The organism is Flavonifractor sp. An82 (assembly GCF_002159265.1).
Lineage (GTDB): Bacteria > Bacillota > Clostridia > Oscillospirales > Oscillospiraceae > Flavonifractor.
The window spans coordinates 25,459-49,968 of record NZ_NFHG01000019.1 but is presented as its reverse complement, the minus strand read 5'-3'; the positions used below and the strand labels follow the sequence as shown (position 1 = coordinate 49,968).

Annotated in this window: 32 protein-coding genes and 1 pseudogene; 18 read left to right on the top strand and 15 right to left on the bottom strand. The window is 53.7% G+C overall.

The window, feature by feature from the left end:
* Window positions 1-2: 2 nt before the first annotated feature.
* The 6 genes from B5G34_RS15260 to B5G34_RS15235 all read right to left on the bottom strand — a co-directional run bounded on the left by B5G34_RS15260 (window position 3) and on the right by B5G34_RS15235 (window position 4,162).
* Window positions 3-659, bottom strand: a complete 657-nt coding sequence (locus tag B5G34_RS15260; protein WP_087339447.1) for a hypothetical protein — start codon at window positions 657-659, stop codon at window positions 3-5.
* Window positions 660-662: 3 nt separating this feature from the next.
* Window positions 663-1,508 carry a metal ABC transporter permease gene (locus tag B5G34_RS15255; RefSeq protein WP_242823646.1) on the bottom strand — a complete coding sequence of 282 codons (846 nt, stop codon included), beginning with the start codon at window positions 1,506-1,508 and terminating at the stop codon, window positions 663-665.
* Window positions 1,492-2,214 carry an ABC transporter ATP-binding protein gene (locus tag B5G34_RS15250; protein ID WP_006571792.1) on the bottom strand — a complete coding sequence of 241 codons (723 nt, stop codon included), beginning with the start codon at window positions 2,212-2,214 and terminating at the stop codon, window positions 1,492-1,494. Before B5G34_RS15250 ends, B5G34_RS15255 begins: the two co-directional genes overlap by 17 nt.
* A 15-nt stretch (window positions 2,215-2,229) precedes the next feature.
* Window positions 2,230-3,306 (bottom strand): metal ABC transporter substrate-binding protein, encoded by a 1,077-nt coding sequence (locus B5G34_RS15245; protein ID WP_006571793.1) that lies wholly within the window; start codon window positions 3,304-3,306, stop codon window positions 2,230-2,232.
* 127 nt (window positions 3,307-3,433) lie between these two features.
* Window positions 3,434-3,730 carry a hypothetical protein gene (locus B5G34_RS15240; RefSeq protein WP_006571794.1) on the bottom strand — a complete coding sequence of 99 codons (297 nt, stop codon included), beginning with the start codon at window positions 3,728-3,730 and terminating at the stop codon, window positions 3,434-3,436.
* 36 nt (window positions 3,731-3,766) lie between these two features.
* Window positions 3,767-4,162, bottom strand: coding sequence for a transcriptional repressor (locus B5G34_RS15235; RefSeq protein ID WP_006571795.1), 396 nt, complete (start codon window positions 4,160-4,162; stop codon window positions 3,767-3,769).
* Window positions 4,163-4,438: 276 nt separating this feature from the next.
* Here B5G34_RS15235 and B5G34_RS15230 point away from each other — a divergent pair, with 276 nt between their 5' ends.
* From B5G34_RS15230 to B5G34_RS15215, 6 genes are all read left to right on the top strand, one after another.
* Entirely contained in the window at window positions 4,439-5,062 is a 624-nt protein-coding gene (locus B5G34_RS15230) for a class I SAM-dependent methyltransferase (protein WP_040646418.1), read from the top strand.
* A gap of 275 nt (window positions 5,063-5,337) precedes the next feature.
* Window positions 5,338-5,751 (top strand): hypothetical protein, encoded by a 414-nt coding sequence (locus B5G34_RS15225; RefSeq protein WP_006571797.1) that lies wholly within the window; start codon window positions 5,338-5,340, stop codon window positions 5,749-5,751.
* Window positions 5,752-5,830: 79 nt separating this feature from the next.
* Window positions 5,831-6,004: a hypothetical protein gene (locus tag B5G34_RS18820; protein ID WP_006571799.1), complete on the top strand. Its 174-nt coding sequence runs from the start codon at window positions 5,831-5,833 to the stop codon at window positions 6,002-6,004.
* A 276-nt stretch (window positions 6,005-6,280) separates the two neighbouring features.
* Window positions 6,281-6,442, top strand: coding sequence for a hypothetical protein (locus B5G34_RS18965; protein ID WP_006571801.1), 162 nt, complete (start codon window positions 6,281-6,283; stop codon window positions 6,440-6,442).
* 341 nt (window positions 6,443-6,783) lie between these two features.
* Entirely contained in the window at window positions 6,784-7,335 is a 552-nt protein-coding gene (locus B5G34_RS15220; RefSeq protein WP_087339444.1) for a DUF3793 family protein, read from the top strand.
* A gap of 37 nt (window positions 7,336-7,372) precedes the next feature.
* The gene (locus B5G34_RS15215; protein WP_040646419.1) at window positions 7,373-7,795 is read left to right on the top strand and encodes a flavodoxin; all 423 of its coding nucleotides are present in this window, start codon (window positions 7,373-7,375) and stop codon (window positions 7,793-7,795) included.
* A 189-nt stretch (window positions 7,796-7,984) separates the two neighbouring features.
* Here the strand turns inward: B5G34_RS15215 and B5G34_RS15210 are convergent, their stop codons facing one another.
* Entirely contained in the window at window positions 7,985-8,389 is a 405-nt protein-coding gene (locus B5G34_RS15210) for a metal-dependent transcriptional regulator (protein WP_006571805.1), read from the bottom strand.
* A 235-nt stretch (window positions 8,390-8,624) separates the two neighbouring features.
* Here B5G34_RS15210 and B5G34_RS15205 point away from each other — a divergent pair, with 235 nt between their 5' ends.
* From B5G34_RS15205 to B5G34_RS15175, 7 genes are all read left to right on the top strand, one after another.
* Window positions 8,625-8,837 (top strand): FeoA family protein, encoded by a 213-nt coding sequence (locus B5G34_RS15205; RefSeq protein ID WP_006571806.1) that lies wholly within the window; start codon window positions 8,625-8,627, stop codon window positions 8,835-8,837.
* Between the two features lie 113 nt (window positions 8,838-8,950).
* Window positions 8,951-10,954, top strand: a complete 2,004-nt coding sequence (locus B5G34_RS15200) for a ferrous iron transporter B (protein ID WP_087339441.1) — start codon at window positions 8,951-8,953, stop codon at window positions 10,952-10,954.
* On the top strand, window positions 10,954-11,127 hold the full coding sequence (locus B5G34_RS15195; protein WP_006571808.1) for a FeoB-associated Cys-rich membrane protein: 174 nt from the start codon (window positions 10,954-10,956) through the stop codon (window positions 11,125-11,127). The genes B5G34_RS15200 and B5G34_RS15195 overlap by 1 nt, the downstream gene beginning before the upstream one ends.
* 183 nt (window positions 11,128-11,310) lie before the next feature.
* Complete coding sequence (locus tag B5G34_RS15190) at window positions 11,311-11,667, top strand: metal-dependent transcriptional regulator (protein WP_087339438.1); 357 nt, start codon at window positions 11,311-11,313, stop codon at window positions 11,665-11,667.
* 121 nt (window positions 11,668-11,788) lie between these two features.
* Complete coding sequence (locus B5G34_RS15185) at window positions 11,789-12,703, top strand: AraC family transcriptional regulator (protein WP_087339435.1); 915 nt, start codon at window positions 11,789-11,791, stop codon at window positions 12,701-12,703.
* A gap of 171 nt (window positions 12,704-12,874) precedes the next feature.
* Window positions 12,875-13,147, top strand: a complete 273-nt coding sequence (locus tag B5G34_RS15180) for a DUF6110 family protein (RefSeq protein ID WP_006571811.1) — start codon at window positions 12,875-12,877, stop codon at window positions 13,145-13,147.
* Window positions 13,148-13,201: 54 nt separating this feature from the next.
* Entirely contained in the window at window positions 13,202-15,301 is a 2,100-nt protein-coding gene (locus B5G34_RS15175) for a heavy metal translocating P-type ATPase (RefSeq protein WP_087339432.1), read from the top strand.
* Window positions 15,302-15,413: 112 nt separating this feature from the next.
* Here the strand turns inward: B5G34_RS15175 and B5G34_RS15170 are convergent, their stop codons facing one another.
* From B5G34_RS15170 to B5G34_RS15160, 3 genes are read right to left on the bottom strand one after another with little or no spacing between them, the layout of a single operon-like run.
* Entirely contained in the window at window positions 15,414-16,352 is a 939-nt protein-coding gene (locus tag B5G34_RS15170; RefSeq protein WP_087339429.1) for a hypothetical protein, read from the bottom strand.
* The gene (locus B5G34_RS15165) at window positions 16,349-17,092 is read right to left on the bottom strand and encodes an ATP-binding cassette domain-containing protein (protein ID WP_087339425.1); all 744 of its coding nucleotides are present in this window, start codon (window positions 17,090-17,092) and stop codon (window positions 16,349-16,351) included. Before B5G34_RS15165 ends, B5G34_RS15170 begins: the two co-directional genes overlap by 4 nt.
* Window positions 17,080-17,796: a GTP-binding protein gene (locus tag B5G34_RS15160; RefSeq protein WP_087339422.1), complete on the bottom strand. Its 717-nt coding sequence runs from the start codon at window positions 17,794-17,796 to the stop codon at window positions 17,080-17,082. Before B5G34_RS15160 ends, B5G34_RS15165 begins: the two co-directional genes overlap by 13 nt.
* Window positions 17,797-17,965: 169 nt before the next feature.
* Here B5G34_RS15160 and B5G34_RS15155 point away from each other — a divergent pair, with 169 nt between their 5' ends.
* The 4 genes from B5G34_RS15155 to B5G34_RS15140 are packed head-to-tail and all read left to right on the top strand — an operon-like array spanning window position 17,966 to window position 21,056.
* Window positions 17,966-18,640 carry a Crp/Fnr family transcriptional regulator gene (locus B5G34_RS15155; protein WP_087339419.1) on the top strand — a complete coding sequence of 225 codons (675 nt, stop codon included), beginning with the start codon at window positions 17,966-17,968 and terminating at the stop codon, window positions 18,638-18,640.
* A 23-nt stretch (window positions 18,641-18,663) separates the two neighbouring features.
* Window positions 18,664-19,716 (top strand): PhnD/SsuA/transferrin family substrate-binding protein, encoded by a 1,053-nt coding sequence (locus B5G34_RS15150; RefSeq protein WP_087339416.1) that lies wholly within the window; start codon window positions 18,664-18,666, stop codon window positions 19,714-19,716.
* Between the two features lie 5 nt (window positions 19,717-19,721).
* Window positions 19,722-20,471 carry an ABC transporter permease subunit gene (locus tag B5G34_RS15145; RefSeq protein ID WP_087339413.1) on the top strand — a complete coding sequence of 250 codons (750 nt, stop codon included), beginning with the start codon at window positions 19,722-19,724 and terminating at the stop codon, window positions 20,469-20,471.
* 3 nt (window positions 20,472-20,474) lie between these two features.
* A complete protein-coding gene (locus B5G34_RS15140; protein ID WP_087339410.1) occupies window positions 20,475-21,056 on the top strand; it encodes an ABC transporter ATP-binding protein in 582 nt (193 codons plus the stop codon).
* 53 nt (window positions 21,057-21,109) lie between these two features.
* Here the strand turns inward: B5G34_RS15140 and B5G34_RS15135 are convergent, their stop codons facing one another.
* The 5 genes from B5G34_RS15135 to B5G34_RS15115 all read right to left on the bottom strand — a co-directional run bounded on the left by B5G34_RS15135 (window position 21,110) and on the right by B5G34_RS15115 (window position 23,963).
* Window positions 21,110-21,454 (bottom strand): cupin domain-containing protein, encoded by a 345-nt coding sequence (locus tag B5G34_RS15135; RefSeq protein WP_087339406.1) that lies wholly within the window; start codon window positions 21,452-21,454, stop codon window positions 21,110-21,112.
* A gap of 20 nt (window positions 21,455-21,474) precedes the next feature.
* Window positions 21,475-21,804, bottom strand: coding sequence for a cupin domain-containing protein (locus tag B5G34_RS15130; protein ID WP_006571822.1), 330 nt, complete (start codon window positions 21,802-21,804; stop codon window positions 21,475-21,477).
* Window positions 21,805-21,881: 77 nt separating this feature from the next.
* Window positions 21,882-22,568 (bottom strand): ABC transporter ATP-binding protein, encoded by a 687-nt coding sequence (locus B5G34_RS15125; RefSeq protein WP_087339403.1) that lies wholly within the window; start codon window positions 22,566-22,568, stop codon window positions 21,882-21,884.
* Window positions 22,562-23,311, bottom strand: coding sequence for an ABC transporter permease (locus B5G34_RS15120; protein ID WP_087339401.1), 750 nt, complete (start codon window positions 23,309-23,311; stop codon window positions 22,562-22,564). The genes B5G34_RS15125 and B5G34_RS15120 overlap by 7 nt, the downstream gene beginning before the upstream one ends.
* Window positions 23,301-23,963, bottom strand: a complete 663-nt coding sequence (locus B5G34_RS15115; RefSeq protein WP_242957077.1) for an MqnA/MqnD/SBP family protein — start codon at window positions 23,961-23,963, stop codon at window positions 23,301-23,303. The genes B5G34_RS15120 and B5G34_RS15115 overlap by 11 nt, the downstream gene beginning before the upstream one ends.
* Before the next feature lie 20 nt (window positions 23,964-23,983).
* Here B5G34_RS15115 and B5G34_RS15110 point away from each other — a divergent pair.
* Window positions 23,984-24,421: pseudogene (locus B5G34_RS15110) on the top strand (recombinase family protein); the annotation flags it as partial.
* Window positions 24,422-24,510: the final 89 nt, after the last annotated feature.

The window sequence follows — 24,510 nt, the reverse complement described above, 5'->3', positions numbered from 1 at the left end:
TCCTACTCAAAGGTCACATCTTCCAACCTTAGAAAGATGATCCCATGTTCCTCCAGCGTGCGGTCCGCCTGAAGCGTTCCCACCACGGTTATCTCCGATTCCGGAGCTGGGTAATCCTGAGGATAAGAACGTTCTTCCGGCATGACAAGGTCAAATCCCTGGGCGCAGCAGGCGGTGGCGTCCTCTACAATCACACCGCAGTAGACCTGTTTCGTTTCAGGGTCCTGATATACCGTGAAAATTCCCGTCATGCGGATGGTTCTTCCGATATAGTCATCCGGCGACATCATCATGTTGAACACTTCTGCGTAGACCATGGTGCTGCTGAGGGTGGTTAAATCCACATCCACGGACACTGCGGGAGCTTCCTGAGAATCCGGCTGCAAATCCGCAGCCGGATTCTCCGTTTCTTCCAGCGCGGGACTGACAGCCGGGAATACCGGGCTGTCTCCCTGCCCATCACCGCCTTCTGCCGGCAGCGGTTCTTTCCCGGACACTTCGGATTCGGCGGATGGTACATGCTCCGGAGCTGCTTCCGCCTGTTGAGAAACAACGGGCGGTGCCAGGCTCTCAGCTTGCCAAGAGCCTTCTTTTTTTCCACATGCGGAGCAGGTCAGGAGCAACATCCCGGCCAGGAGCAAAATCGATTTTCGTTTCATCGGTCATCTCCTTCCTATCCATCCTACAAGGGAGCAAAGGGCAAACAGTGCAATTTGCACGGCAACAATGGTGGACCCCACCGGTGTGCCGGCCAGGATGGAGGTAAGGATCCCGGCAGCGGCACAGAATACGGAGAGGACAGCGGCGCAGAAAGTGACGGCCCGGAAGCTTTTGAACAATCTCATGGCGGACATGGCCGGGAAGATCACCAGGGCGGAGATCAGCAAAGATCCCACCAGATTCATGGCCATCACAATGACCACCGCCGTCACCACCGCCAGAATCAGATTGTACACTCTGGCCCTGGTTCCGGTGGCCGAGGCAAAGCTCTCATCAAAGGTGACCGCAAAGATCTTGTGGTAGAAAAAGAGGTATAGGAGCACCACTACCACCGATAGTGCGGCACACATCCAGACCTCGGTCTGGGTAAGAGTGAGAATGGAGGTGGAACCGAATAGGGTGGTGCAGACATCCCCCGTTAGATTGGTGGAGGTGGAAAATACATTCATCATCAAATAGCCTATGGCCAGCGCGCCCACCGAAAGCATCGCCATGGCGGCGTCGCCTTTGATTTTGGAATTCTGGCCCGCCCCCAGCAGAAGGATGGCACACAGCACCGTGATGCCCATAACCAGCGGCATGTCATTGATCAGGTTCAAAACAGAGGCCACCGACATGGCCCCGAAGGCCACATGGGACAACCCGTCCCCGATAAAGGAGAACCGTTTGAGCACCAGTGTGACCCCCAGCAGAGAAGCACACAGGGCCACCAGCACACCCACCACAAGCGCATAGCGGACGAAGGGATAGGCCCAGTATTGGACCAGCTTCTCAATCAGTAATTCCACGGTCGCCACCTCCTCTCTGCTCGAGAAATCCACGTCCGGGATTGGATCGGACAAAGGCATCCCGGGTTCCGAAAAACGCCTGCTCCCCCAGATAGAGGATGTGACTGGCATAGTGGAGGGCAGCCTCCACATCGTGGGAGATCATCAGGATGGTCATGCCATCCTTTTGATTCAGCTGGGCGATGACCTGATACAGCTCCCGGCTGGCCGCCGGATCCAGTCCGGCTACCGGCTCGTCCAGCAGCAGCATCTTCCGGGCCGCGCAAAGAGCCCGGGCCAGCAGCACCCGTTGCTGCTGGCCTCCCGACAGCTCCCGATAGCATCGCTTTGAGAATCGTTCCATATCCATGCGCCGGAGGGACTGCCGGGCCAGTTCCTTTTCCGCCTTGGTGTAAAAGGGACGCAGGCCGCACCGGCTTTGACAGCCGGACAGAGCCACCTCCCAGACAGTGGCGGGGAAATCCCGTTGGGCCTGGGTCTGCTGGGGCAGGTATCCGATCTCATTGGCACGCACTCCGCCGCTCAGAGTCACCGAGCCCTCCAGAGGCGTCAGCAATCCCAGGATGGTCTTCATCAGGGTAGATTTTCCGGCGCCATTCTCCCCCAGGATGCACAGGTAGTCCCCGGTGCCCACGGTAAAGCTCAGATCCCGCACCAGGGCAGAATCATAGCCCAGGGCCAGGCCCTGGCAGTTCATCTGGATCATGTGATGGCCCTCCTCTCAGCCCAGCGCGGTTTTCAGGGTCTCCAAGTTCTGCTCCATAATGCCCAGATAAGTGGCTCCCCTCTCCACATCCGCGGCCGTCACCGACTGCATGGAATCCAGCACCAGGATCGTCTGGTTTTTGGTGCTGGTATTGCCCACCACCGTCTGGGCGATCTGATGGGTGGCCCCCTCAATGGTCAGCACACAGGGCAAGGACAGCTCATCCACCTTACCGGCCAGGAAGGCCACCGTTTCAAAGCTGGCCTCCGTTTCCGCCGAGCAACCAGAAAAGGCGGCATAGTAGGTAAGTCCATAATCATCCGCCAGATACCGGAAGGGGAACCGGTCGGCAAAAAGTAGGGTATGGGTGGAAGCGGCGTCCACGGCAGCCTGATACTGACCATCCAGGTCAGTTAGTTTCCCGATGTAGGCGGCCGCATTTTCGGCATAGGCATCCTGATGCTCAGGGTCAATGGTACCCAGGGTGTCCGCAATGGCGCCGCAGAGCAGTACGGCATGCTTCAGAGACAGCCAGATATGTTCATCATCATGGCTGTGGGTGCATTCCGAGGGGTCGTCGCAATCTTCATGATCTTCATGGTCATGCTCATGATCGTGTTCTTCGTGGTGTTCATGGGTATCCTCGGGATTCTCTTCCTCCTCATGGTGGTGATGATGCTCGCTCTCCTGCATTCCCTCAACCACTTCCTCTGCTTTTACGCCGTCCCCCAGCACCTCCATCAGGTTCATGGCCACCAGATCGGGATTGGTGGCGTTGGCCAGGGCATCCTCTACCCAGGAGTCCGACTCTCCTCCTGTGTAGAGAAACAGGTCGCAGTTGGAGATGGTGACCATATCATCAGCAGTAGGCTGAAAGCTGTGAAGATCCACGCCATCGTCCAGGAGCATCGTCAGCTCCACATGGTCGGCTCGATCCCCCAAGATTTCCCGCACCCAGTCGTACTCCGGGAAAATAGTGGTGACGATCCGCAGCTTTTCGCTGCCGCTTTCTGAGGTGGATCCGGTGCTGCAGCCGGTCAGAATCCCGGCGGTCAGCGCTAGGGAAAGAAGGATGGAAATCGCTTTTCTCATGGGATAAAACCTCCGAATTCATACAGAAACTGAAAAATGGGCGCAAAAATACAAGGGGTTCCGGGCATGCGCCAGGAGAGCCTGCCTTAAATAGGCAGACCCGTCCCCTTGTCCTTTTTCATTCTGTTTAATTCAGTAGTTTTACCTTCCACAAAACCGGGGAAGATGCGACAAAGATGTTCTGCGTCCACAGGACGCAAAGCAGCATATAGACACCCAGCACCGCTGCTCCAACAGAAGCGGCGTGAACTACCGAGAGCTGCTCCAGAAGCTTTTGGACGCTTTGGATCTGATGGCAGATGGTACAGTGCTCGCCGCCACAATCGTGGTCAGCCTCAGCAGCGACAAAAAATACGGAGAAGAACAGGGCAAACACCAGCAGCGCTGCCCCGCAGGTGGCGGCAAAACGTGTTTTTTTCGCCATGTTCTTCTCCCCCCTTTGAAGTTTATGAGTACGACGTTATGTGCCGTGGCAGTTTTGACAAATGCCGTACAGGACTGTCTTGAGAATATCTAGGTCAAACCCGTCCAGCTCCGACATGGCACGGGTTAATTGCGCAGTATGCGCCGCATCCATGTGGAAAGTCTTTCCGCAGCGGGTGCAGGACAGGTGCAGATGGGAGTGGCAGTCTTCCGCACCCACATACTGGTAATAGGCCTCTCTGCTTCCCGGTTTTACCGATTTACGGATCAGCCCCTCCGCCTCCAGCTGAGACAGATTCCGGTAGACGGCACTGAGGCTGATCTGCTGGGCGCACAGTTCCTGAGCGATCTGCCGTACCGACAGCAGCTGATCCGGATGCTCATTGAGAAAGCTGATTAGATAATCCCGTTGACGGGTATCGTACTTCTTCATCCCCAGGCCTCCCAAAATTTGCGAATTATTTGCAAATTAAGATAGCATGATGCAGGTGGTATGTCAAGCCTATTCTTTAGACCCTATTGGAGAATATGTCACCGCCGATCCCCCATTAACGGATGGCCCTTCATACCATCCCTTTGCCCTCCCATCCTAACTGCCAGGAACGACAGAGGACTCATGTAAATTTCCTTTATGTATTACCTTGCAATTACCGTTATCCTGTAGTAATATACGGTTAGCTATATCTAACCAAGACGGAGCGTACATTCTATGGATAACAAACGATTCTGGGACCGATGTTCTAAATATTATCCCGCTTTTATTCGTCATTCAGAGAAGACATACCTGCAGATCCGCAAAACGATCCGTCCTTTCCTGAAGCGTGATATGGATGTTCTGGAACTTGCCTGCGGTACAGGACAGTTATCAGTGCCCTTATCACCGTATGTTCGCACTTGGGAAGCCACCGATTTCTCCCCTGAAATGGTGAAGCAGGCAAAAAAACAGCTTCATACATCGCGTCTGCATTTCTCGGTCCAGGATGCCACAAAACTGCCCTATGGACCCGAGAGCTTTGATGCGGTGGTAATTTCCAATGCGCTCCATATTATGCCGCAGCCGGAAAAGGCTCTGTCAGAAGCCTGGCGGGTATTAAAGCCAGGCGGGTTCCTTTTTACTCCCACATTTGTCTGGGGAAACGGCCGTTGGGCCAGATTTCGGCTCTGGGTCATGGGTTTGTCCGGCTTTCATGTCTATCACTCCTGGAACGCAGGGGAACTGATGGCATACTTATCTGAGCATGGATATACCATCGTGTGCCACCAGCTTTTTGGCAGCAAATTTACACCGCTCTGCTGCCTGATCGCCCAAAAACCCCCGCTGGACCGTTTGTAGTCCATCAGTCAGCCGCGAGAAATTTGGGAGTGATAGAGCTCACACCCCAGCTTCTCACAGAAGACATCCTGCAATTCTTTGCTGTTACTTAGGAATTGTGGACTATGCTTGGAGGCATCGATATGCAGTCTTTTTGCTATGGGTTGACCGCTTTTCTGTTTTGTGCGGCAATTATATTTGGGTGCCAGAAAATCAAAAACCTTGCGCGGCGAGCCGCTTGCCGAGAGGACCACAAGATTTGCGCCAGAAAAGAAAATGAAGGAGTGTGATTTATCATGCCGAAAAAAATCATATTATTCTTTCTCACCGCAGCCTTATTGTCTATCCTTGCCGGATGTGACGGCAACACAGCTTCCTTTGTGGACCAAAGCGGTGATACAGCCTTCGCTTTACAGGATGCTTTTGATACAAGCGTTAAGGCCGAGGCATACACAAACGAGCTCTTTACATCCATGCTTTCAGAAGAGGGTATTTCCCAATATGAGATCTTATTGACTACCGGCGGCTTTATTACCAGCGACCCTCTTGTTTATATTTCGGGTTATCAATATAGTTATGACGGCAAAAACGCGGTATACGGGTATAAATTACAATTAAATGACGATGGCTCAACATTCACTGTATTGGAAGAAGGAGTTGAAATAGGAGAATTTGTATGTCTCAACGAGAGTTCTTCTGCGGAAGGTTAGGTCATCTTCCTTTTTGTGTCGACAGGCCTTTTCTTGGGCTGCCCATAGTCAAGTTTTCATGTACTAAAAGGAGCAGATTATGAAAAAATACATTGGTCCCATCTGCTGGCTGGCCGCGGTCGTTATTTGGGTTACTATCTCATGGATCAATTATGCAGAAGGTAATATGGGGTTTGCAGTGGTACAGCTCCTTATTTCCGCGCTCTGCTTGATTCATGCAATCCGCACATTTTTGAAGAACAAAAAAGCATAATATTTTTTTCAGGATCTCGTCATTGTTATGGACTGCTCACCACGGATTGATGCTTTTCCTCTTGAGAAATTCATCCCAGGAAGCACTCATATTGTTTCACAAAAGTGAATTTTTGCTAACTATTGAGCAGAGCAGATCTTTTATAAAAATCATTCTTACAGAAACAGGTCAGATTTCCTCCACTTCATTCCTGAGATAACGTTGCTCTTTACTTCTCTCCCTGTTGGCCCTATACTTATTCTGTTGTATGTATTGATTGCAAAAGGAGGGTCTTACATGTTCAGGACTGTTGTTTCCGTCATCATTATGGTGGCAGCCAGCATTGGGGGTATGTTTTTCGGTGCGCTGTTTAACAACGCCATTGGCGGGATGATCCTGTTTGCACTAATTTCCGGCATCGCCTGTATCATCCATAGTTTGGACAACCGAAACACTTGATTTTTTATGCTGATGCAGTCACGCAAAGAGCGTGACTGCATTTTCTCTTTCTGCATTTTGCTTACTGAAATGCACCACTAATCGATGCGCCTACTACATTTCTCATACAAGAAAATGTGATTTCCCCTCTGGATTGCTGTGGCACGGAAGTTACATCATCCTTGCCTGAACAAATTATCTTGACAAATTCATCCCAGTCATTTATAATCACACCAGTCAGTTAGCAATAACTAACCAAGAGCGTGAAATTATTTTTTTATTCAGCAGTTAGCATTTGCTAACCACTGTACAGAACATACCACTTAGAACAATTATTCTCAGTCGAGAAATGGGGTGCTTCCATGTCAGAGGATTTATTGGTTCGCCATTGTTCTCCTACACTGGCAGGAATCAAAACAGGGAATCTGTTCTCATGCCCCTGTGCCTCCCGAACAGACCTGACTAAAGAATTGTCCCAATTGAATAAAAAGCTGGTTCCGAAAGGAATCCGAGTTTTGCCGCTCAGAGTCCGCAGAGGACGTGCCTTGATTTATGTTTATCGTCCCCATGCACTGGAGTGCGACTTGGCCGATCAACGTGCCAGAGTTCTTCTGCTGAAGTACGGATACACGCCGGAGAATCCGTACTGCTGCGTGGTTCATTTGATACGTCGCCTTTGCGCAGAAGAGGAATTTCCTCATGAGATCGGCCTATTTTTAAGCTATCCGCCGGAAGACGTGTTAGGTTTTATCCAAAATAGAGCCTGTAATCACAAGTGCGTCGGTTGCTGGAAAGTCTATGGAGACGAGACCGCAGCTAAACATAGATTTGAACAGTATGATGCGTGTAGCAAGATCTATTCCCTACATTGGCAACAAGGGAAATCCATCGAACGGCTCACTGTGGCTGGTTGATGTATTTACATTCAAAAAGGAAAGGTTGTTTTATTTTATGAGCAAGGTTGCAGTTGTCTATTGGAGCGGTACCGGCAATACCGAAGCCATGGCCATGGCCGTGGCAGAGGGAGCCAAAGAGAAGGGCGCCGAGGTCTCTGTTCTGCCCGCTTCTGAATTTTCGGCCGATCAGGTAAGCAGCTTTGATGCCATTGCGTTTGGCTGTCCCTCTATGGGCGCTGAGCAGCTGGAGGAAATGGAATTCGAGCCCATGTTTTCCGCCTGTGAAAACCGCCTGAGCGGAAAGAACATCGCTCTGTTCGGCTCCTACGGATGGGGTGATGGCGAGTGGATGCGCAGTTGGGAAGCCCGCTGCAATGATGACGGCGCTAATCTGGCCTGTGACAGCGTGATCTGCAATGAAACTCCGGATGACGATGGTCTGGCAGCATGCCGCAACCTGGGTGCCTCTCTGGCCTGAATTGATACCAGAAATAGTCACTAGATTATTGAATACTCAAGTTCCTTCTGTACACAACATATTACCAAAGAAAGCAAAATCACCTCCTCTTTCTCCCCTCAAAGTAACATGGCCGGCATGGTTTATTCCACGCCGGCCATGTTGCTTTATTAGGGCACGATAGTTTATCTGCATAATGAGTATTCCTGCTTACTCTACACTGTCACGCTGCCCCTTCACACTCTGCGCAACGCTCCACTCCAAGTGCTTTTTCACTGCCAAAAAGGACTCTTCGCTGATGACATGCTCAATTCTACACGCATCCTCTGTTGCCGTTTTCTCATCCACACCCAATCGCATCAACATTTCTGATAGGACGATATGACGAGTATACATAGTCTGTGCAATTTCCATTCCGCTTTCCGTTAATGTGATCGCTCCGTCTGCATCCACCAGAACATATCCGTTTTTCTTTAAAATAGACATAGCCCTGCTGACACTGGGCTTGGAATATCCTAAATGCTCTCCGACATCAATAGCCCGTACATAGCTTTTATTCTGAGAGAGAATGTAAATCGTTTCCAGATACATCTGGCCAGACTCATGGATTGACATGGCTACCTCCAGCAGTATTGTTTTTCTTATTATACCACAGAAAACCAGCAAGTTTCAATTTGATTATCTTTTTCCTGCGTTACACTGTTGCGTATAATTTCAAATTTGGTCTTGACAAAGGCGTATTGGTGATATATTATTTGCGATGCAGTGGTTAGGGTTGTCTAACCTTTTTTGATGGGTTCTGGTTGTTATACGCTAACCAAAGCTACCATTTTATTGACAGGTGAAGAATATGACTTTGAAAGAAGCCCTGGAAGGAACGGAGTACAAGATCCAGCGAATCGATACGGACGATGAAGAGTTGAATGCGTTTTTATTTTCGCTTGGATGTTACGAAGGAGAGCCGATCACGGTAGTCTCCCACTTAAAGGGCGGCTGTGTCGTTTCTATCAAAGACGGCCGCTATAACATTGACAATCAACTGGCGGAGGCAATTCTGATTTGAATTGCCTCTCCCCCCTGCTTCTAAAAATATGTGTGTCTACTGCACATATCGGTTAGCTATCAGCAACCGTCGTGTGTTGTAATAGAGAATAGCAAAAAGAGGAGGAACTACCCATGCGTATTGCCTTGACAGGCAACCCGAACTCCGGCAAGACCACCATGTACAACGCCCTTACCGGGCGGAACGAAAAGGTGGGCAACTGGGCCGGCGTGACGGTGGAGAAGAAGGAACACCCCATCAAGAAAGCCTATTACAGCGGGACCGAAGATCTGATCGCGGTGGATCTGCCCGGTGCCTACTCCATGTCCCCTTTTACCTCGGAGGAGAGCATCACCAGTTCCTATGTTCGCAATGAGCACCCGGATGCCATTATCAACATCGTGGATGCCACCAATCTCAGCCGCAGTCTGTTTTTCACCACCCAGCTGCTGGAGCTGGGCATCCCTGTGGTGGTCGCTCTGAACAAGAGCGATATCAACGCGAAAAAGCAGACCACCATTGACACTGCTGCTCTCTCTGCTAAGCTGGGCTGTCCCGTGCTGGAGACCGTATCTACAGCCGCTGAGGGACTGAAAGCAGTGGTAGAGGCTGCGGCAGCTCTCAACGGCAAAGGCCAGAAGGCTCCATATCATCAGGGCAATATCGACCTGACCGATAAAAAGGTCGTGGAAGAAGCAGACCGCAAGCGTTTCACCTTTGTCAACCAGTTGGTCTCGCAAGTGGAAAAGCGGAAGGTACTTACCCGCGAAAAGGGAACTGGGGACGCTATTGACGCTGTCCTCACCAATAAATTTGCCGGTATTCCCATCTTTGCCGTGGTCATGTTACTGGTGTTCCAGATCTCCCAGGTCTGGGTGGGGCCCCTGATCGCAGACACCCTGGTGGCCTGGATCGAGACCTTCCAGGGCTTTGTGGCGGACAGCCTGGCCGATGCCAACCCGCTGCTGACCGCTCTGCTGGCCGACGGTATCATCGGCGGCGTGGGCGCCGTTGTCGGCTTCCTGCCTCTGGTGATGATCATGTACTTCCTGATTGCCCTGCTGGAGGACTGCGGCTACATGTCCCGTGTTTCCGTGGTGCTGGATCCCATCTTCAAAAAAGTGGGCCTCTCCGGCAAGTCCGTGATTCCCTTTGTCATCGGTACGGGCTGCGCTATCCCCGGCGTCATGGCTAGCCGCACCATCCGCAATGAGCGTGAGCGCCGAGCCACCGCTATGCTGACCCCCTTCATGCCTTGCGGCGCCAAGATCCCTGTCATCGCCCTCTTTGCCGGTGCTTTCTTTGATGATGCAGGCTGGGTGAGCTTCACCATGTACTTTACCGGTATCGTCCTGATTTTCCTGGGTGCTCTGCTGGTCAACAAGATTGCTGGTTACAAGAACCGCAAGTCCTTCTTCATCATTGAGCTGCCCGAGTACAAGATCCCCTCTTTGCTCTTTGCCCTGAAGGCCATGTGTGCCCGGGGCTGGGCCTACATCGTAAAGGCTGCCACCATCATTCTGCTGTGCAACACTGCCGTGCAGATCATGCAGACCTTCAACTGGAGCTTCCAGGTGGCTGAAACCGCCGACAGCTCCATCCTGGCTTCCATTGCCGGCCCCTTCGCCTACCTGCTGGTGCCCATCGTGGGCGTCCTCAGCTGGCAGCTGGCCGCCGCTGCTGTCACCGGCTTCATCGCCAAGGAAAATGTGGTTGGCACCCTGGCCGTGTGCTTCGTGGGTCTGGAGAACTTCATCGACACCGACGAGCTGGCCATGCTTGAGGGCTCTGGTGCCGAGGTTGCCGGTATCATTGCCATCACAAAGGTTGCCGCTCTGGCCTACCTCATGTTCAACCTCTACACGCCTCCCTGCTTTGCCGCTATCGGCGCCATGAACTCTGAGATGAAGAGCGCTAAGTGGCTGTGGGCCGGTATTGGTCTCCAGCTGGGAACCGGCTACACCGTGGGCTTCCTGGTCTATCAGATCGGCACTCTGGTCACCACCGGCGCGGTGGGCGCTGGCTTCCTCCCCGGCCTGATTGCAGTGGTTGCCTTTGCTGCGGTCCTGGTCTACCTGTGCATGAAAACAGAAAAGGACCTGAAGCGTGAGTATGCGCTGAGTGGGGCGAAATCCTGATGATCGACTACATTGTGATCGCAATCCTTGTGGTTATTGTTGCCGCCGCTGCGTTCTATGTTTATAAAGCGAAAAAAAGCGGAAAAAAGTGTATCGGTTGTCCTGACGGCTGCTCCTGCAGTTCGAAACATGACGATACACATTGCAGCTGCGGAAACCATCATCATAAATAGCACATGAGCAAAGGATTGCGGCTTTTCCAGCGGAAGGGCCGCAATCCTTTTTTGGTATCGTCTTGTTCACTAAAAGCTTTCCGCTGTCTGCAAGAATACGTCAACTCGAGCTGAAAAGAATGCAGTGTTCATAGCTGTAACACCAGTCTCCCGAAACGCAGACCAAAAGGATGGTAATCGTCCATGACATTAAAACGAACAACGGAAGATTACGTAAAAACAGTCTTCATTTTATCCCGAAAAGGAGATGTGCGTTGCCATCAACTGGCTACATGTCTATCCGTTTCCCGCCCCACCGTTTCTGTTACCGTCAAAGCGCTCTGTGAAGCTGGCCTTCTCTATATGGATGACAAAAGAGCGCTTCATTTGACTGACAAAGGGCTTGAGCTTGCTCAAATAGTGGAGGAACGGCATCAGGTCTTGTGCGACCTCTTGGTAGGGCTTGGTGTAGATGCCGATATTGCCTCCAATGACGCATGCAGGATGGAACACGCGATCAGTGATGAAAGCTTCCGCGCCCTGAAATCGCTGACTCAATGAGTCATGCACTCTTTTTCATCATAGAATCTGGTCAAACGAGTTGTGTTAGATCCGAGGAATACCGGATACGATCGATCTTATTTTTGACTGCAGGCCTTCTCTCTGAAAATAGGTGTTGGATATGTTGATCGAGTATTTGCAAACCAAATATCCGGAATATGTGCAATGGCTCCATGATATCCCTGGTGCGCATGTTTGCCAATTCACATTGTCAGGATCGACGCCGGAAGACCTTTCCATGCTTCCGGCACACCCCCCCGGCCAGATATACGAAATCTTTTTTTGCTTGGGCGGGCAGGTCGTTGCCAAGCGACCAAACGAAAAATCTCATACAATCGAAAAATATGATGTACTTGTCCTTTCCAGTGTTTGCGCGCCCGATTCAGTAAAAATCAGCGGGAACCTGCAAGGAATTCTTATTACGATCGAACCAAACCTATCCCATGACGGACTTTTTTCCGTCTTCACCTCTTTGGGACTCCCTATAGACCTGTGTCAACTTACCTCCAAATTAGCCGTACACTATGGCTACACCACGCTTTGCAATCGTTGCTGGGGCCAGGCCATATTTGATTTTTTGACGCATCTACCGAAAGAGGCATGCGGAAGATATTGCCTCTTGAAAGCTATGGAACTGCTCTATATCCTCACGGTAAAAGACCATAGTTCCGCATACTCAACAGCAAACCAAGTGCCTAAAAATCTTTTGGATGCACGGGCATATATGGAGTCGCATTTGTCCGAGAAAATTACAATCGCAGATTTGAGCCGGCTTCTTGCCGTCTCACCCACCTACCTAAAAGCAGAGTTCCGACGTATATATGGAACGTCTATTCACGGCTATCTCACGGATCTGCGTATGCGCAGGGCCGCTGAATTGATTCATTGCACAGATCTGCCGATCTATCAGATCGCTCAGCAAGTAGGCTATGCAGGAATGAACCAGTTCAGCTCTGTCTTCAAGCGCTATTATGGAGTAACACCAGGGCAGTTCAAAAAAATGTCGAAAGCCGGGATGCATTGTCTTTTTCAGTGATGACAAAGTGAATTTAGTTGGCTATAATGATTGGACGCTCAACGCTATCCTGAGATATAAGGGGTGATTGCGATGAAACAGCATCGTTTTTGGGCCTGGGGCGCGGTAATCTGCATGATCATGGTCATGGTTACCGGCTACAAACGAAAATAACAGAAAGGAAGTATCAGAATGAGTGTCTATACGAAATTGGCCTGCTTTGTGGGCGGCACACTGTTTGGATCTTTCGGAATCAAGCTGCTGTCCAGCAAGGACGCTAAGAATGCATATGTCCATGCGACTGCTGCTGGTCTGCGTATGAAGGATTCCGTCATGGGAACCGTCGCTACTGTGCAGGAGAATGCCGCCGACATTCTCGCTTCTGCCAAGGACCTGAATGAGGCGCGGGCTGCCAAAGAGGCAGAGGATGCCGCTGCTGCCAATCTGGACAGCGTGGAAGCCTGATGACAGCAGAGGGAGCCGCCCGTGCGGCTCCCTCTTTTCGTGAAGGAGGAACCTATGAACGCAACCATATTGCATGAAAGCCGGGGACGTATTCGAATCAGGCTGAAGCAGGATCGCATGACGCTGGAGCAAGCCGACCGGCTGGAGCTCTGGCTGCAGAATAAAGCCTGGGCTCGCCGTGTTACGGTCCACGAGCGGACATGCTGCATCATTTTACAGTACGAAGGAGACCGGCAGGCCGTTCTGGACGATGTCCGCTGTTTTTCCTGGGAGAAAGCAGAACAGCAAATCTCTCTGCCCGCCCACAGCACCCGGGCGCTTAACCGAGAATTTGAGGAGAAGTTGGTCAGCAAGGTCATGATGAAGGCGGCCTGCACACTGTTTCTGCCCTCCCCGCTTCGCATTGCCCGGATCGTGTGGCATATGATCCCCTTTGTGCGCCGCGGTCTGCATTGCCTACTGCGCCGCCGCATCAAGGTGGAGCTGCTGGATGCCCTGTCCATTTCCATCTCCGCCTGCCGTGGGGATTTCGGAACTGCGGGTGCGGTCATGTTCCTTTTGGAACTTGGAGAGCTTCTTGAGGAGTGGACTCGGAAAAAGTCTGTGGAAGACTTGGCCCGGTGCATGTCGCTGAATGTGGATCGAGTCTGGCTCCGGACCTCCGAGGGTGAGGTACTGATTCCTATTTCCCAGGTTCAGCCTGGGGATGCAGTAGTCGTGCGGGCCGGCGGAATCGTCCCTGTGGACGGAGTGGTACTGGAGGGCGAGATCACCGTTAACCAGGCATCCTTGACTGGTGAATCCATCCCCGTGCCCAAACGTCCCGGCGGAGCGGTCTATGCCGGAACTGTGGTAGAGGAAGGCGAATGTGTGCTGGAGGTCAAGAAAGCCTCCGGACAGAGCCGATACGACCAGATCGTCCACATGATTGAGCAATCGGAACAGATGAAGTCTGCCGCTGAGAGCAAGGCTGCCCATCTGGCCGACAAGCTCGTTCCCTATACCTTTGCAGGAAGCCTACTGAGCTTCGTCCTCACCCGCAACGTGGCCAGAGCGCTTTCCGTGCTGATGGTAGATTTCTCCTGCGCCCTGAAGCTGGCCATGCCACTGGCAGTGCTCTCGGCTATGCGGGAGGCTGGAGACGCACATATCACCGTCAAGGGCGGTAAATTCCTGGAGGCAGTGGCCGCAGCCGATACCATCGTTTTTGACAAGACCGGCACCCTGACCCATGCCTGCCCCAAGGTGGCAAAGATCATCCCCTTCGGCGGCAGAGACGAACGGGAGATGCTGCGGGTGGCTGCCTGTCTGGAGGAGCATTTTCCCCACTCCATGGCTAACGCTGTGGTCGAGGAGGCCAGGCAGCAGGGACTGACCCATGATGAGTTCCACTCCAAGGTCGAGTATCTGGTGGCCCACGGCATTGCCAGTACCGTCAACGGGGAGCGGGTGCTCATCGGCAGCGCCCACTTTGTATTTGAGGATGAGCACTGCCAGATTCCGGAAGGTGATCAAGAATGCTTTGACATGCTCCCGCCGGAGTATTCCCACCTGTATCTGGCAGTAGGTGGACAGCTGGCGGCTGTGATCTGTATTTCCGACCCGCTTCGGGAGGAAGCAAAAGATGTGCTCGCCACACTCCGCGCTCTGGGAATTTCCAACACAGTCATGCTCACCGGAGACAGTCACCGTACCGCTGCAGCCATTGCCGCCCAGGTTGGGGTGGACGATTTCCGTTCGGAGGTGCTCCCGGTAGACAAGGCAGACTATGTGGCCCAGCTTCGCCGGGATGGGCATATCGTTCTGATGGTGGGCGACGGCATCAACGACTCGCCGGCCTTGTCTGAGGCAGATGCCGGCATTGCTATCAGCGATGGCGCCGCCATCGCCCGGGAGATTGCGGACATCACCATCGCTGCCGATAGCCTTTGGGAGCTGGTGGAACTGCGCCGGATTGCTATGGCGCTCATGGCCCGCATCCATTCCAACTACCGCTTTGTTATCGGCTTTAACGGCGCTCTGATCGCCCTCGGCATGGCCGGGATCATTCCTCCCGCCACCTCCGCCACGCTGCACAATCTTTCCACTTTGGGGGTCAGTTTGAGAAGTATGAGTCCACTTCCCCATCAGAAAGAGAGGAAACAGGTTCTATAAAACTACTTGGATCATACTTGGAAATCAGGACAATCCTTTGGAACCTGTAAATGCTATAAAAACAGAACTACCTCAGCCGTGCTCTGCGGCTGAGGTAGTTCTGTTTTTTCTTCTAAACTTGTAACTTGTTATCAGCCTTCCAATCGGTTGCTTTGGAAAGTTTTTGGCAGTATAGTCCATAAAATTCATCGTGTGTCAAGGATGCAAGCCACTCAGTGGAAGGACAGCAGGCGCTGGGACTCTCCTGCTGACTTTTTCCCTGGGCGTGCTCGGGATAAACGATCAGATCTCCGTTGACAGCATAAAAGGAGCAAAGCTCCTGACACAAAATCTCTTTCACCATTCGGCAGGCAATCGACTGGGGAACAGAAGTGCGGGCACAGAAGTAGGACGGGATCAGAACCGGACCTTCCTGGGGAATCTGAAGGAAGGTCTCCTGTCCGTCTGCCCGCAGGGCATACAGAGAGGGCACAAGGGCAGTGGACGCCTGCCCCTGACGCACGGCCTGAAAGGCGCCAATGGGCATATCGGTCACCAGACTGCGCTCCAGCAACGCTTCTGCTGCCTGATGCCCCCATCGTTCCCAAACCGCTTTCACCACCGTCTTGACCGCCGAGTTGTTGATGCCGCCAAATGCTAGACCGTTCCAGTCAGCCAGGGCAGTATGGCCACAGACCTCCGGTTCCCTGGTATAGTAGACCAGAGGAATGGACAGGAACGGCAGCAGAAACGGCCCTCGCTCCACAGCATCCAGCATAGGACCGGAACACAGGGACATCCAGCTTCGCACCGGATAGAGATCATCTTTCAGTTTGCAGAAAATGTCTGGATCTTCGAATACCTCCAGATCGGCAGAAACGATGAGGTCGGGAAGAACGGCATCCGGCCGGGCCAGATATTCAGACATGTGCTCCGGATATCCCAAGCCGAAATAGCGCACTTCCAATTGGATCCCATCGGAGAGCAGTTTCTGCGCCAGCCCATCCAGGAACGCCTTCTCCTGTCGGTGAAGTACGCAGATGTGATTCCAGTAGAGCAAAATATGTGTCATGCCAGGAGTTCTCCCTTCCGTAACAACGTCTGATAGCGACGCTGGGTTTGGTATTCGGCTTCTAATTGCTGATAGAGGGCCGCTTCAGCCGGAGAACGTCCCACCACCGCGGTAATTGCGCCGCCGCCAAGTACGATCCGCCGCTCCGACATCAACGCTGTATGGGGGTCATGGGTGACCACCAGAACCAGCTTGTCCTGACGGCGAAGCAAATGCAGCGCCCGCTGCTTGTCGATCCCGGCGTTTTCAATCTCGTCAATCAGTACGATGGGGCTGTCACAAACGAGGGCGATATCCCCGATCATCAGGGCCCGTGACTGCCCGCCGCTGAGCTGGTTGAGGCTTTGACCCAATGTTACGGGTTCCGGCGTGATCTCGTTCACCAATTTCAGAATTTCTTCCGGGGTGATCTCCCGGCTGCGGCAGCGGGCGTGCAGGCGTAAAAAGTCTTCCACCGTGGTGTCCAGAACAAAGCGCATGTTCTGTCCAAGATGGGCTACCAGCTGACCCGACATCCTCTGCCGATGACAGCGGGATACGGGCGCTCCATCCAGCAAAATGGTGCGTCCGGTAACCGAGTCTCCCTGGGCCAGCTGCTCCACATCTTTGATCAGCCGGGACTTCCCTGACCCAGTGTTCCCCACAATGGTGTACAGCTGACCACGTTTGAGATGAATGGGCAAAAAGGATTCCACCCTTCCGCCCTTGTCATGCCCCGGCAAAATGGTCAGGCACTCCATACCGGCGCCTCCTTTCCAAAGTCAATCTTACCCACAACGCCCTGCTGGAACGCTCCGCCTACCCGGCGTTCTCCCACACAATAGGAGCATACCCCGCTTGGCATGGTATGCCGAAGCACATCCTCCCCGGAGCCGCAGTTGTCGGGCTGCTCCAGCAGCCACTGTGCCAGGCGGTCGATGCCATATCCGGCTAAACCATCTACCGGGAACAACGCTGCCTTTGGGTTTAGTTCCCCAATTTGCCAGGAAATGATCTCCAGCTCAGCCTGGGAAACCATATCAGTTTTGGTCAGCACCACAAAGTCCGCCTGCGTGAGCATGGGGCCAAGCTGTCCCGGCGCCTTGCAGCTGGCAGTACAGTCCAGGACGCATCCCGCCACCATGTGGATGGTGGCAGGGGAACAGCGATGACACAGGCCCGCTGTCTCAATCACTAATGTATCGCAGCGCTGTCCGTCCGCCCAATTCCACAGCTCAGGCAAATTGGACACAAGGAAGTGATCCGGGCAAATATCCCCGCTCAGGCCAGTGACACAGGGTAAACCCAGTTCCTCAAAGACTGCGGCATCTCCGCTTTGCAGGCAGTCGATCTTGCAAACGCAGGGGGTTGCCCCGCTCTGCTTGAGCAGCGGAAGAAGAGATCGCAAAACAGAGGTCTTCCCTACTGCAGAAGCTCCAGAGAATAAGAAAATGTGATTTGGCATGCGTGTGCTCCTCTCCAGTCATGCAGTTAGCATCAGCTTACCACCTGACTGTGCCACTTGTCAGTATCAAGTGAGACTGAGAACGCAGCTTTTTTTCTTGACGAAAGCGATATTCGGCATGTACAATATTATACGGTTAGCGAAAGCTAACCCATTGAAATGAGGTGAGGTGTTGGAACAAACTGAGCTATCTCACAAGCTGGCACTTTCTGCTTTTTTGGCAGATGTTACACTGCCTGGGACAAAGGTGTCCACTCAGATTTTCCGGAGCGGACAGATTGTCAGCGACATTCCCCGGGGAATCCCATCCATCGGTCTGATCACAAGAGGCAGGATCGAGGTCTATTCCGTAGCATTGGACGGAAAGGATATCCTGCTCAACGAGCTGTCGGCTGGAGAATGCTTTGGTATCTGCAATCTCCTGACCCAGTGCGAACTGGAGACTGTGCTCAGATGCAGCGTGGAAACGGAAATCCTCTATATTCCCAAAGCCGTACTGCAGGAAGCCATGGCTGCAAATGGCACACTTGCCCTTCGCTTTGCTGCGGTTTGCAGTGAGAAAATCCAATTTCTCTTGAAGCGGATCGAGCTACTCACCATGCAGTCCTGCCGGGGGCGTGTCATCGCCTTTCTCCTTGCCCATAGCAAGGAAGGCGGCGAGGTAATTTTTCGTGGCTCACGGGAGGATCTTGCCCGCCATTTGGGCGTCAGTCGTGCCGCCCTGTTCCGGGAGCTGGCAGTGCTGCAGACCATGGGAGCTATCGAGTCCCACGGGAATCTGTTCCATGTAATTGATCCGGGCCAGCTGGAAGATCTGCTCTATCATCCATCCAACACCAAATAGACCACCCAGAAAGGAATACGATCATGAAAAAGTTCTTGTCTCTCATTTGTTCTCTGTCTCTGTCTGCGGCGCTTCTTGCTGGCTGCTCCTCCACATCCCAGGAACCCACCGCCTCTCAGACACCCTCTGATTCAGAAACTCCCACCAGCAGTCAATCGGTCACGACGGAAGCCGTGGATGTGAAGGTGATGGCCCTCAAGGGTCCTACCGCCATGGGAATGGTGCAGTTCATGAGTGAGACGGATAACGGCTCCATAACCGACAACAACTACGACTTTACCATCACAGCCATGACAGATGAGGTCTCTGCGGCCCTTTCCCAGGGTACCACAGACATTGCCGCAGTTCCGGCCAATCTGGCTTCCGTCCTCTATAACAACACAGAGGGCGGCGTACAGGTTCTGGCGATCAATACGCTGGGTGTGCTGTACATTGTGGAGAGTGGGGATACCGTTCAGTCCATGGAGGATCTGCGTGGCAAAACCATCTATGCCAGCGGGAAAGGCGGCACGCCTGAATATGCTCTGAACTATGTGCTGGCCCAGAACGGCATCGATCCCACCAGTGATGTGACCATCGAGTGGAAAAGCGAACAGGCAGAATGCCTGGCTGCGCTGACCGCTCAGGAGAATGCCATCGCCATGCTGCCCCAGCCCTTTGTTACCACCGCCCAGAGCAAAAGCGACAGCATCCGGGTGGCCCTGGATCTGACGGAGGAATGGGACAAGCTGCAGGCGGACAGCGAAACACCCTCTACTCTGGTCACCGGAGTGGTAGTGGCCCGGACAGAGTTTGTCCAGGAGCATCCCGAGGCTGTCTCCTCCTTCCTGGGTCACTATGCCTCTTCCGTGGAGTTTGTCAACTCCAATGTCGCGGATGCCGCACAGCTGGTCGGTTCCTATGACATCGTCACCGCGGAGGTTGCCCAGAAAGCCATTCCCGCCTGCAATATCGTCTTTGTAGAGGGTGCCGAGATGAAGGACAAGCTGTCCGGCTATCTGACCGTTCTCTTCGACCAGAACGCCAAATCTGTGGGCGGCGCTCTGCCCGCTGACGACTTCTACTACAGCCGCTGAGGAAGATGAGACGCGCCGGAATACTACGGCCCTGGGCGGTGTTTGTATGGCTTCTGGTCTGGCAGATAGGGGCCATGGCGCTGGATCAGCAAATCTTACTGGTCTCGCCCATACAGGTTCTGGCCCGGTTGGGGGAGCTGGCCCTTCAGGCGGAGTTCTGGAAGGCCGTGGGATTTTCCATGCTGCGGATTACCGGTGGCTTTCTCTTAGGGGCCGCAGTGGGTACCGTTCTTGCAGCGCTCTCTGCCAGGCTGCGCCTGGTGGAGGAGCTGCTGGCCCCCCTTCTGCTGGCCATCAAGTCCATCCCTGTGGCCTCGTTTATCATTCTGTCCCTGATTCTGTTTTCTTCCCGCAATCTGTCCATCCTGATCTCGTTTCTGATGGTTCTGCCGGTGCTGTATTCCGGGGTTCTGGGCGGGATCCGTGCCATGGACAGTCAGATGCTGGAGATGGCACAGTTGTTCCGGATTCCCACGCTCCGGCGGATCCGTTATGTGTATCTGCCCCAGGTGCTGCCCTATTTTCAGGCGGCCTGCGCCTCCGCTTTGGGCCTATGCTGGAAGTCGGGAATCGCTGCCGAGGTCATCGGTATGCCCACAGGCTCCATCGGTGAGCGGCTCCAGCAGGCCAAGGTCTATCTGGATACGCCGGACCTGTTTGCCTGGACACTGGTCATCGTACTGGTAAGCCTGTTATTTGAGCGGTTCTTTTTGGTAGTGCTGAGACAGGCTGCGCACCACTTGGAGAGGATGTGAGCCATGCAGGATATTGTGATGCATGCGTTATGCAAGTCTTTTGGGGAAAAATCGGTGCTGCGGGATGTCTCCGGCACATTGGCAGCCGGCCGCATCACCGGGCTGATGGCCCCTTCCGGAGCAGGAAAAACCACCCTGCTGCGCATCCTCATGGGACTGGAGCAGGCGGACAGTGGCCGGATCGACGGTCTGGATGGTCTCCGCCTCAGCGCAGTATTCCAGGAAGATCGTCTGTGTGACCAACTGGACGGCGTTTCCAACCTCCGCTTGGTAACACCGTCCCTGAGCCGCGCAGAAGCCAGAAATGCTTTGGAGGCGGTGGGACTTGCCGACTGCATCGGTCAGCCCACCCGGGAGCTTTCCGGAGGACAGCGGCGCAGAGTGGCGATTCTCCGTGGTCTGCTGGCTGACTATGACCTTCTGATCCTGGATGAGCCTTTCAAGGGTTTGGACCGGGAGACCAAACAGCTGGTGATAGAGGATACTCAACGCCGATGCATGGGAAAAACCGTGCTCCTTGTCACCCATGATCCCACAGAGCTGGATGCGCTGGGTGTGACCGAATTGCTGACTGGATTGGAATAAAAAACGGGCTCCATAGAAGCGTTTTGACTTCTATGGAGCCCGTTCTTTTTCTGTCAGCAGGACGGGGTCTTCACGACCACCAGGTACATCTTGAACGCTGTCACCGCCTGTACCGCGTGAGGGATGCCGGCGGGCATGATAATGGCTTCTCCTGCGTTCAGGGTGTGGGGAACACCGTCAATGGTAATCTGTGCCGTCCCTTCCAAAATGGTCGCCATAGCGTCTCCGGGAGCAGCGTGGGTGCTGATGGCCTCACCCGCATCAAAGGCAAACAGGGTGATCCCCGCACCGGGCTGTTGGGCCAGGGTCAGGCTGACAACCTTACCCGCTTCATATTCCACTTGCCCCTTCAAGGCAAAGGGCTGCGCATGAGGGACATTCTTAATCAGGGTTTCCATGAGTTATTCCTCCTAAATCATTATGAAAGCGTGATCTGCAGCAGCTTGCAGCCATCCGGAGCAACTACTGCGTGGGGCGTATGGGCGGGAACAGCCAGGCAATCGCCCGTTTGAAGACAGTAGCTGTCCTCCCCCGCAGAGACATCAAGCGCCCCCTCCAGAATGTAGTAGAGGGTATCGCCAAAATAGCATTCCTCACTGATACTCTCCCCGTCGCCAAAGGCCAAAAGAGTCATTTGGCAGTGTTCCTGCCGGCTCATGGCCATACTGACCACGCGGCCAGGTTGAATCTGAATCAGCTGGGTGAGCTGCTGGGGCTGCTGTGTGGGCAGGTTGCGTAAAAAGTCCATTGCTCATACCTCCATGGGTCGTTTATCCATATGATACCCCAGGAAACGGAATCATTCCATTGCCACAGCAACAACGATCAGGCTGTGATGCGACCAATAATTTCCCGCCGGATCTCCGTCAGTTCCGGCGCCGAGGCATCCCGGCCTTCCTGGCCAGGCAGGGTGATCCATGTTTGAATGGTGGTTGGCCTGGGTGTCAGGACAGCAATCCGGGTGGCCACGGTCAATGCCTCATCAATTTCGTGGGTGACAAACAGAACGCCCGGCTTTTTGATCTTCCAGATCTCCAGAAGCATATTCACCATCTCCATGCGAATGCCGTAGTCCAGCCCCTGAAAGGGCTCATCCATCAGGAAGAACTCTCCGCCGAAATGGAAGGCCCGTGCCAGCGCACATCGACGGGCCATGCCCCCGGAGAGCTGCGTAGGATAGTACCCCTCAAAGTCTTTCAGCCCCACATCCGAAATGAGGGTACGCACAGCCTCCGGCTCGGCATCCTCACGAACCAGACGGATGTTTTCTTCCACTGTTCGCCACGGCAGAAGGCGGGGACTTTGAAACATATAGCTCAGCCGAGTATCGGTTCCCTCGATGGTACCCGTGTCAGGTGTTGCCAGGCCTGAAATCAGGTTAAGAAGCGTGGTCTTTCCGCAGCCGGAGGGACCGATCAGGGCCACGATCTCCCCCGGAGAAAGGGTCAAAGACAAGTCAGACAGGACAGGTAATCCGTCATAGGACTTGGTGATCCCGCTCAGTTTCAGCATATCACACCTTCTTTCCCACAAAAAGCCATCCTCAGCAATCTTTGTGTGAGATAGCATCCCAATACCAGCAGCAGCGACCAGGCAATGATGGCATCGGGCTCGATGTTGAGCCGGGCCGTGGTGATGGCTCCTCCGATTCCGCTGTTTGTAGTAAGAACCTCTCCCATAACTGCCAGCTTCCATCCGCCTCCGATCACGATTTCCAGCGCTGAGCGGAAATAGGGGCGGATAGAAGGAAGGGTTACATGGCGCAGCATCTTCCAGCGGGAAAATCGGTAAAGGCGCGCCATCTCCAACAGCTGTGGATCTACGCTGCGGACGCCGTGACTGAGGTTGATCACCACAGTTGGAACTGTGGCTGTTGCCACAATGAAGACGCAAGGCTTTCCGTTAAATCCGAACCACACCAGTGCCAGAACCACCCAGCATACGGGCGGAATGGCCTGGAGCACATGGATCAGTGGGGTTCCCACATCCTCTATCTTGGGACACAGGCCAAACAACAGCCCCAGAACAGCGCCAACGCCCACACCGATGGCCAGCCCGGCAATCAGCCTCAGGATCGTTGTTCCTATGGTGGCTCCGAAATCCGACTGCGTCATCAGCCGAACCAATGTAGAAAGGACCTGGGCAATGGGGGGCACCACCAGCGGCGGAAAAAAGAGAGATGCCAGCTGCCAGGCTCCCAGCAGCAGGCACACTCCCAAGGCACGGCGGAACCACAGTCCCGCCTTACCCCGCATAGAACAGCCCCTCATCGGGCAGCTTTCCACCGATCATAGAGGGCTCAAAGTTGTAAAGAAGGTTATAAAAGGTATCCAGCTCCTCTTTGGCGTCCTGGGCACTCTTAAAAGTCAAGCCCATATTGGGAATCGCTGCCTCCACAATTGCGGCTTTCATGCCCAGATACTCCTCAGCCAGCGCAGCAGCCTCAGCCGGGTGATCCAACACCCACTGCACGCTCTCCTCATAGGCGGCCTGGAACTGGGCGGCCAGCTCAGGGTTCTCGTCCAGGAATGTCTGCGTGGTGCCGAAGCCCGCGTTGGGGATCATGGTATCGGTGCCGGTGGATCGCTGCCACTCGGTTTCAAAGCTGAGTGCCCGGCGCACATTCTCATTCTGTACCATGGCGGAAGTAACCTGGGGCTCGATCAAAGTGGCGTATTCCGCCTCCCCAGAGGCCAAAAGGGCGGCTACCTCTGCGGTACTGGCGTAGACCACCTGGACATTTTCACCCACCGTCAAGCCGGCCTCACTCATAAAATACTGGGTGAGCGCATCCGGAGGAGAGGACTGAAGCGGGATATATACCGTCTTACCCTCCAAATCGCTCCAGGTCGTGAAATTCGGATCGGTGGTCATGAAGTATGTAACGCCCCAGGTGTTTACATTCATCAGACGTACATCCAGGCCCTTACTGCCGGGTATCCACTGATGACGAGGAGCAGCTCACCAGCTATGAGGCCCAGCAGAACTACTACACCGACAAGATCATGACCAACCGGGAGTGGACCATGGCCGGGATCTTCGCAGATGAGGGCATCACAGGCACATCGGCTCGGAAGCGGCCCGAATTCCTGAAGATGATCCGGCTGTGCAAGCAGAAGAAGATCGACATCGTCCTGACCAAATCCATCTCCCGCTTCGCCAGAAATACGGTGGACTGCCTGAATTACATCCGGGCCCTGCGGGAATTGGGCATTGCGGTCATCTTCGAAAAGGAGAACATCAACACGCTGGAAGCCGACAGCGAGATCCTCATCACCATGCTTGGAGCCTTCGCTCAGGCAGAAAGCGAGAGCATCAGCGCCAATGTCCGCTGGGGCAAGCGGCAGGCCATGCGCGAGGGAAAGACAATCATACAGTACCACAGCCTATTCCTCCAATCCCAGCACAAATGAGCTTCTAAGCATCACCTACCGGCTCTGGAAGCTCACCGGCG

Coding starts and splice junctions, on each gene's coding strand:
- B5G34_RS15260 (WP_087339447.1), bottom strand. CDS start 659: ATGAAACGAAAATCGATTTTGCTCCTGGCCGGGATGTTGCTCCTGACC.
- B5G34_RS15250 (WP_006571792.1), bottom strand. CDS start 2,214: ATGATCCAGATGAACTGCCAGGGCCTGGCCCTGGGCTATGATTCTGCC.
- B5G34_RS15245 (WP_006571793.1), bottom strand. CDS start 3,306: ATGAGAAAAGCGATTTCCATCCTTCTTTCCCTAGCGCTGACCGCCGGG.
- B5G34_RS15240 (WP_006571794.1), bottom strand. CDS start 3,730: ATGGCGAAAAAAACACGTTTTGCCGCCACCTGCGGGGCAGCGCTGCTG.
- B5G34_RS15235 (WP_006571795.1), bottom strand. CDS start 4,162: ATGAAGAAGTACGATACCCGTCAACGGGATTATCTAATCAGCTTTCTC.
- B5G34_RS15230 (WP_040646418.1), top strand. CDS start 4,439: ATGGATAACAAACGATTCTGGGACCGATGTTCTAAATATTATCCCGCT.
- B5G34_RS15225 (WP_006571797.1), top strand. CDS start 5,338: ATGCCGAAAAAAATCATATTATTCTTTCTCACCGCAGCCTTATTGTCT.
- B5G34_RS18820 (WP_006571799.1), top strand. CDS start 5,831: ATGAAAAAATACATTGGTCCCATCTGCTGGCTGGCCGCGGTCGTTATT.
- B5G34_RS18965 (WP_006571801.1), top strand. CDS start 6,281: ATGTTCAGGACTGTTGTTTCCGTCATCATTATGGTGGCAGCCAGCATT.
- B5G34_RS15220 (WP_087339444.1), top strand. CDS start 6,784: ATGTCAGAGGATTTATTGGTTCGCCATTGTTCTCCTACACTGGCAGGA.
- B5G34_RS15215 (WP_040646419.1), top strand. CDS start 7,373: ATGAGCAAGGTTGCAGTTGTCTATTGGAGCGGTACCGGCAATACCGAA.
- B5G34_RS15210 (WP_006571805.1), bottom strand. CDS start 8,389: ATGTCAATCCATGAGTCTGGCCAGATGTATCTGGAAACGATTTACATT.
- B5G34_RS15205 (WP_006571806.1), top strand. CDS start 8,625: ATGACTTTGAAAGAAGCCCTGGAAGGAACGGAGTACAAGATCCAGCGA.
- B5G34_RS15200 (WP_087339441.1), top strand. CDS start 8,951: ATGCGTATTGCCTTGACAGGCAACCCGAACTCCGGCAAGACCACCATG.
- B5G34_RS15195 (WP_006571808.1), top strand. CDS start 10,954: ATGATCGACTACATTGTGATCGCAATCCTTGTGGTTATTGTTGCCGCC.
- B5G34_RS15190 (WP_087339438.1), top strand. CDS start 11,311: ATGACATTAAAACGAACAACGGAAGATTACGTAAAAACAGTCTTCATT.
- B5G34_RS15185 (WP_087339435.1), top strand. CDS start 11,789: ATGTTGATCGAGTATTTGCAAACCAAATATCCGGAATATGTGCAATGG.
- B5G34_RS15180 (WP_006571811.1), top strand. CDS start 12,875: ATGAGTGTCTATACGAAATTGGCCTGCTTTGTGGGCGGCACACTGTTT.
- B5G34_RS15175 (WP_087339432.1), top strand. CDS start 13,202: ATGAACGCAACCATATTGCATGAAAGCCGGGGACGTATTCGAATCAGG.
- B5G34_RS15170 (WP_087339429.1), bottom strand. CDS start 16,352: ATGACACATATTTTGCTCTACTGGAATCACATCTGCGTACTTCACCGA.
- B5G34_RS15165 (WP_087339425.1), bottom strand. CDS start 17,092: ATGGAGTGCCTGACCATTTTGCCGGGGCATGACAAGGGCGGAAGGGTG.
- B5G34_RS15160 (WP_087339422.1), bottom strand. CDS start 17,796: ATGCCAAATCACATTTTCTTATTCTCTGGAGCTTCTGCAGTAGGGAAG.
- B5G34_RS15150 (WP_087339416.1), top strand. CDS start 18,664: ATGAAAAAGTTCTTGTCTCTCATTTGTTCTCTGTCTCTGTCTGCGGCG.
- B5G34_RS15145 (WP_087339413.1), top strand. CDS start 19,722: ATGAGACGCGCCGGAATACTACGGCCCTGGGCGGTGTTTGTATGGCTT.
- B5G34_RS15140 (WP_087339410.1), top strand. CDS start 20,475: ATGCAGGATATTGTGATGCATGCGTTATGCAAGTCTTTTGGGGAAAAA.
- B5G34_RS15135 (WP_087339406.1), bottom strand. CDS start 21,454: ATGGAAACCCTGATTAAGAATGTCCCTCATGCGCAGCCCTTTGCCTTG.
- B5G34_RS15130 (WP_006571822.1), bottom strand. CDS start 21,804: ATGGACTTTTTACGCAACCTGCCCACACAGCAGCCCCAGCAGCTCACC.
- B5G34_RS15125 (WP_087339403.1), bottom strand. CDS start 22,568: ATGCTGAAACTGAGCGGGATCACCAAGTCCTATGACGGATTACCTGTC.
- B5G34_RS15120 (WP_087339401.1), bottom strand. CDS start 23,311: ATGCGGGGTAAGGCGGGACTGTGGTTCCGCCGTGCCTTGGGAGTGTGC.
- B5G34_RS15115 (WP_242957077.1), bottom strand. CDS start 23,963: ATGAATGTAAACACCTGGGGCGTTACATACTTCATGACCACCGATCCG.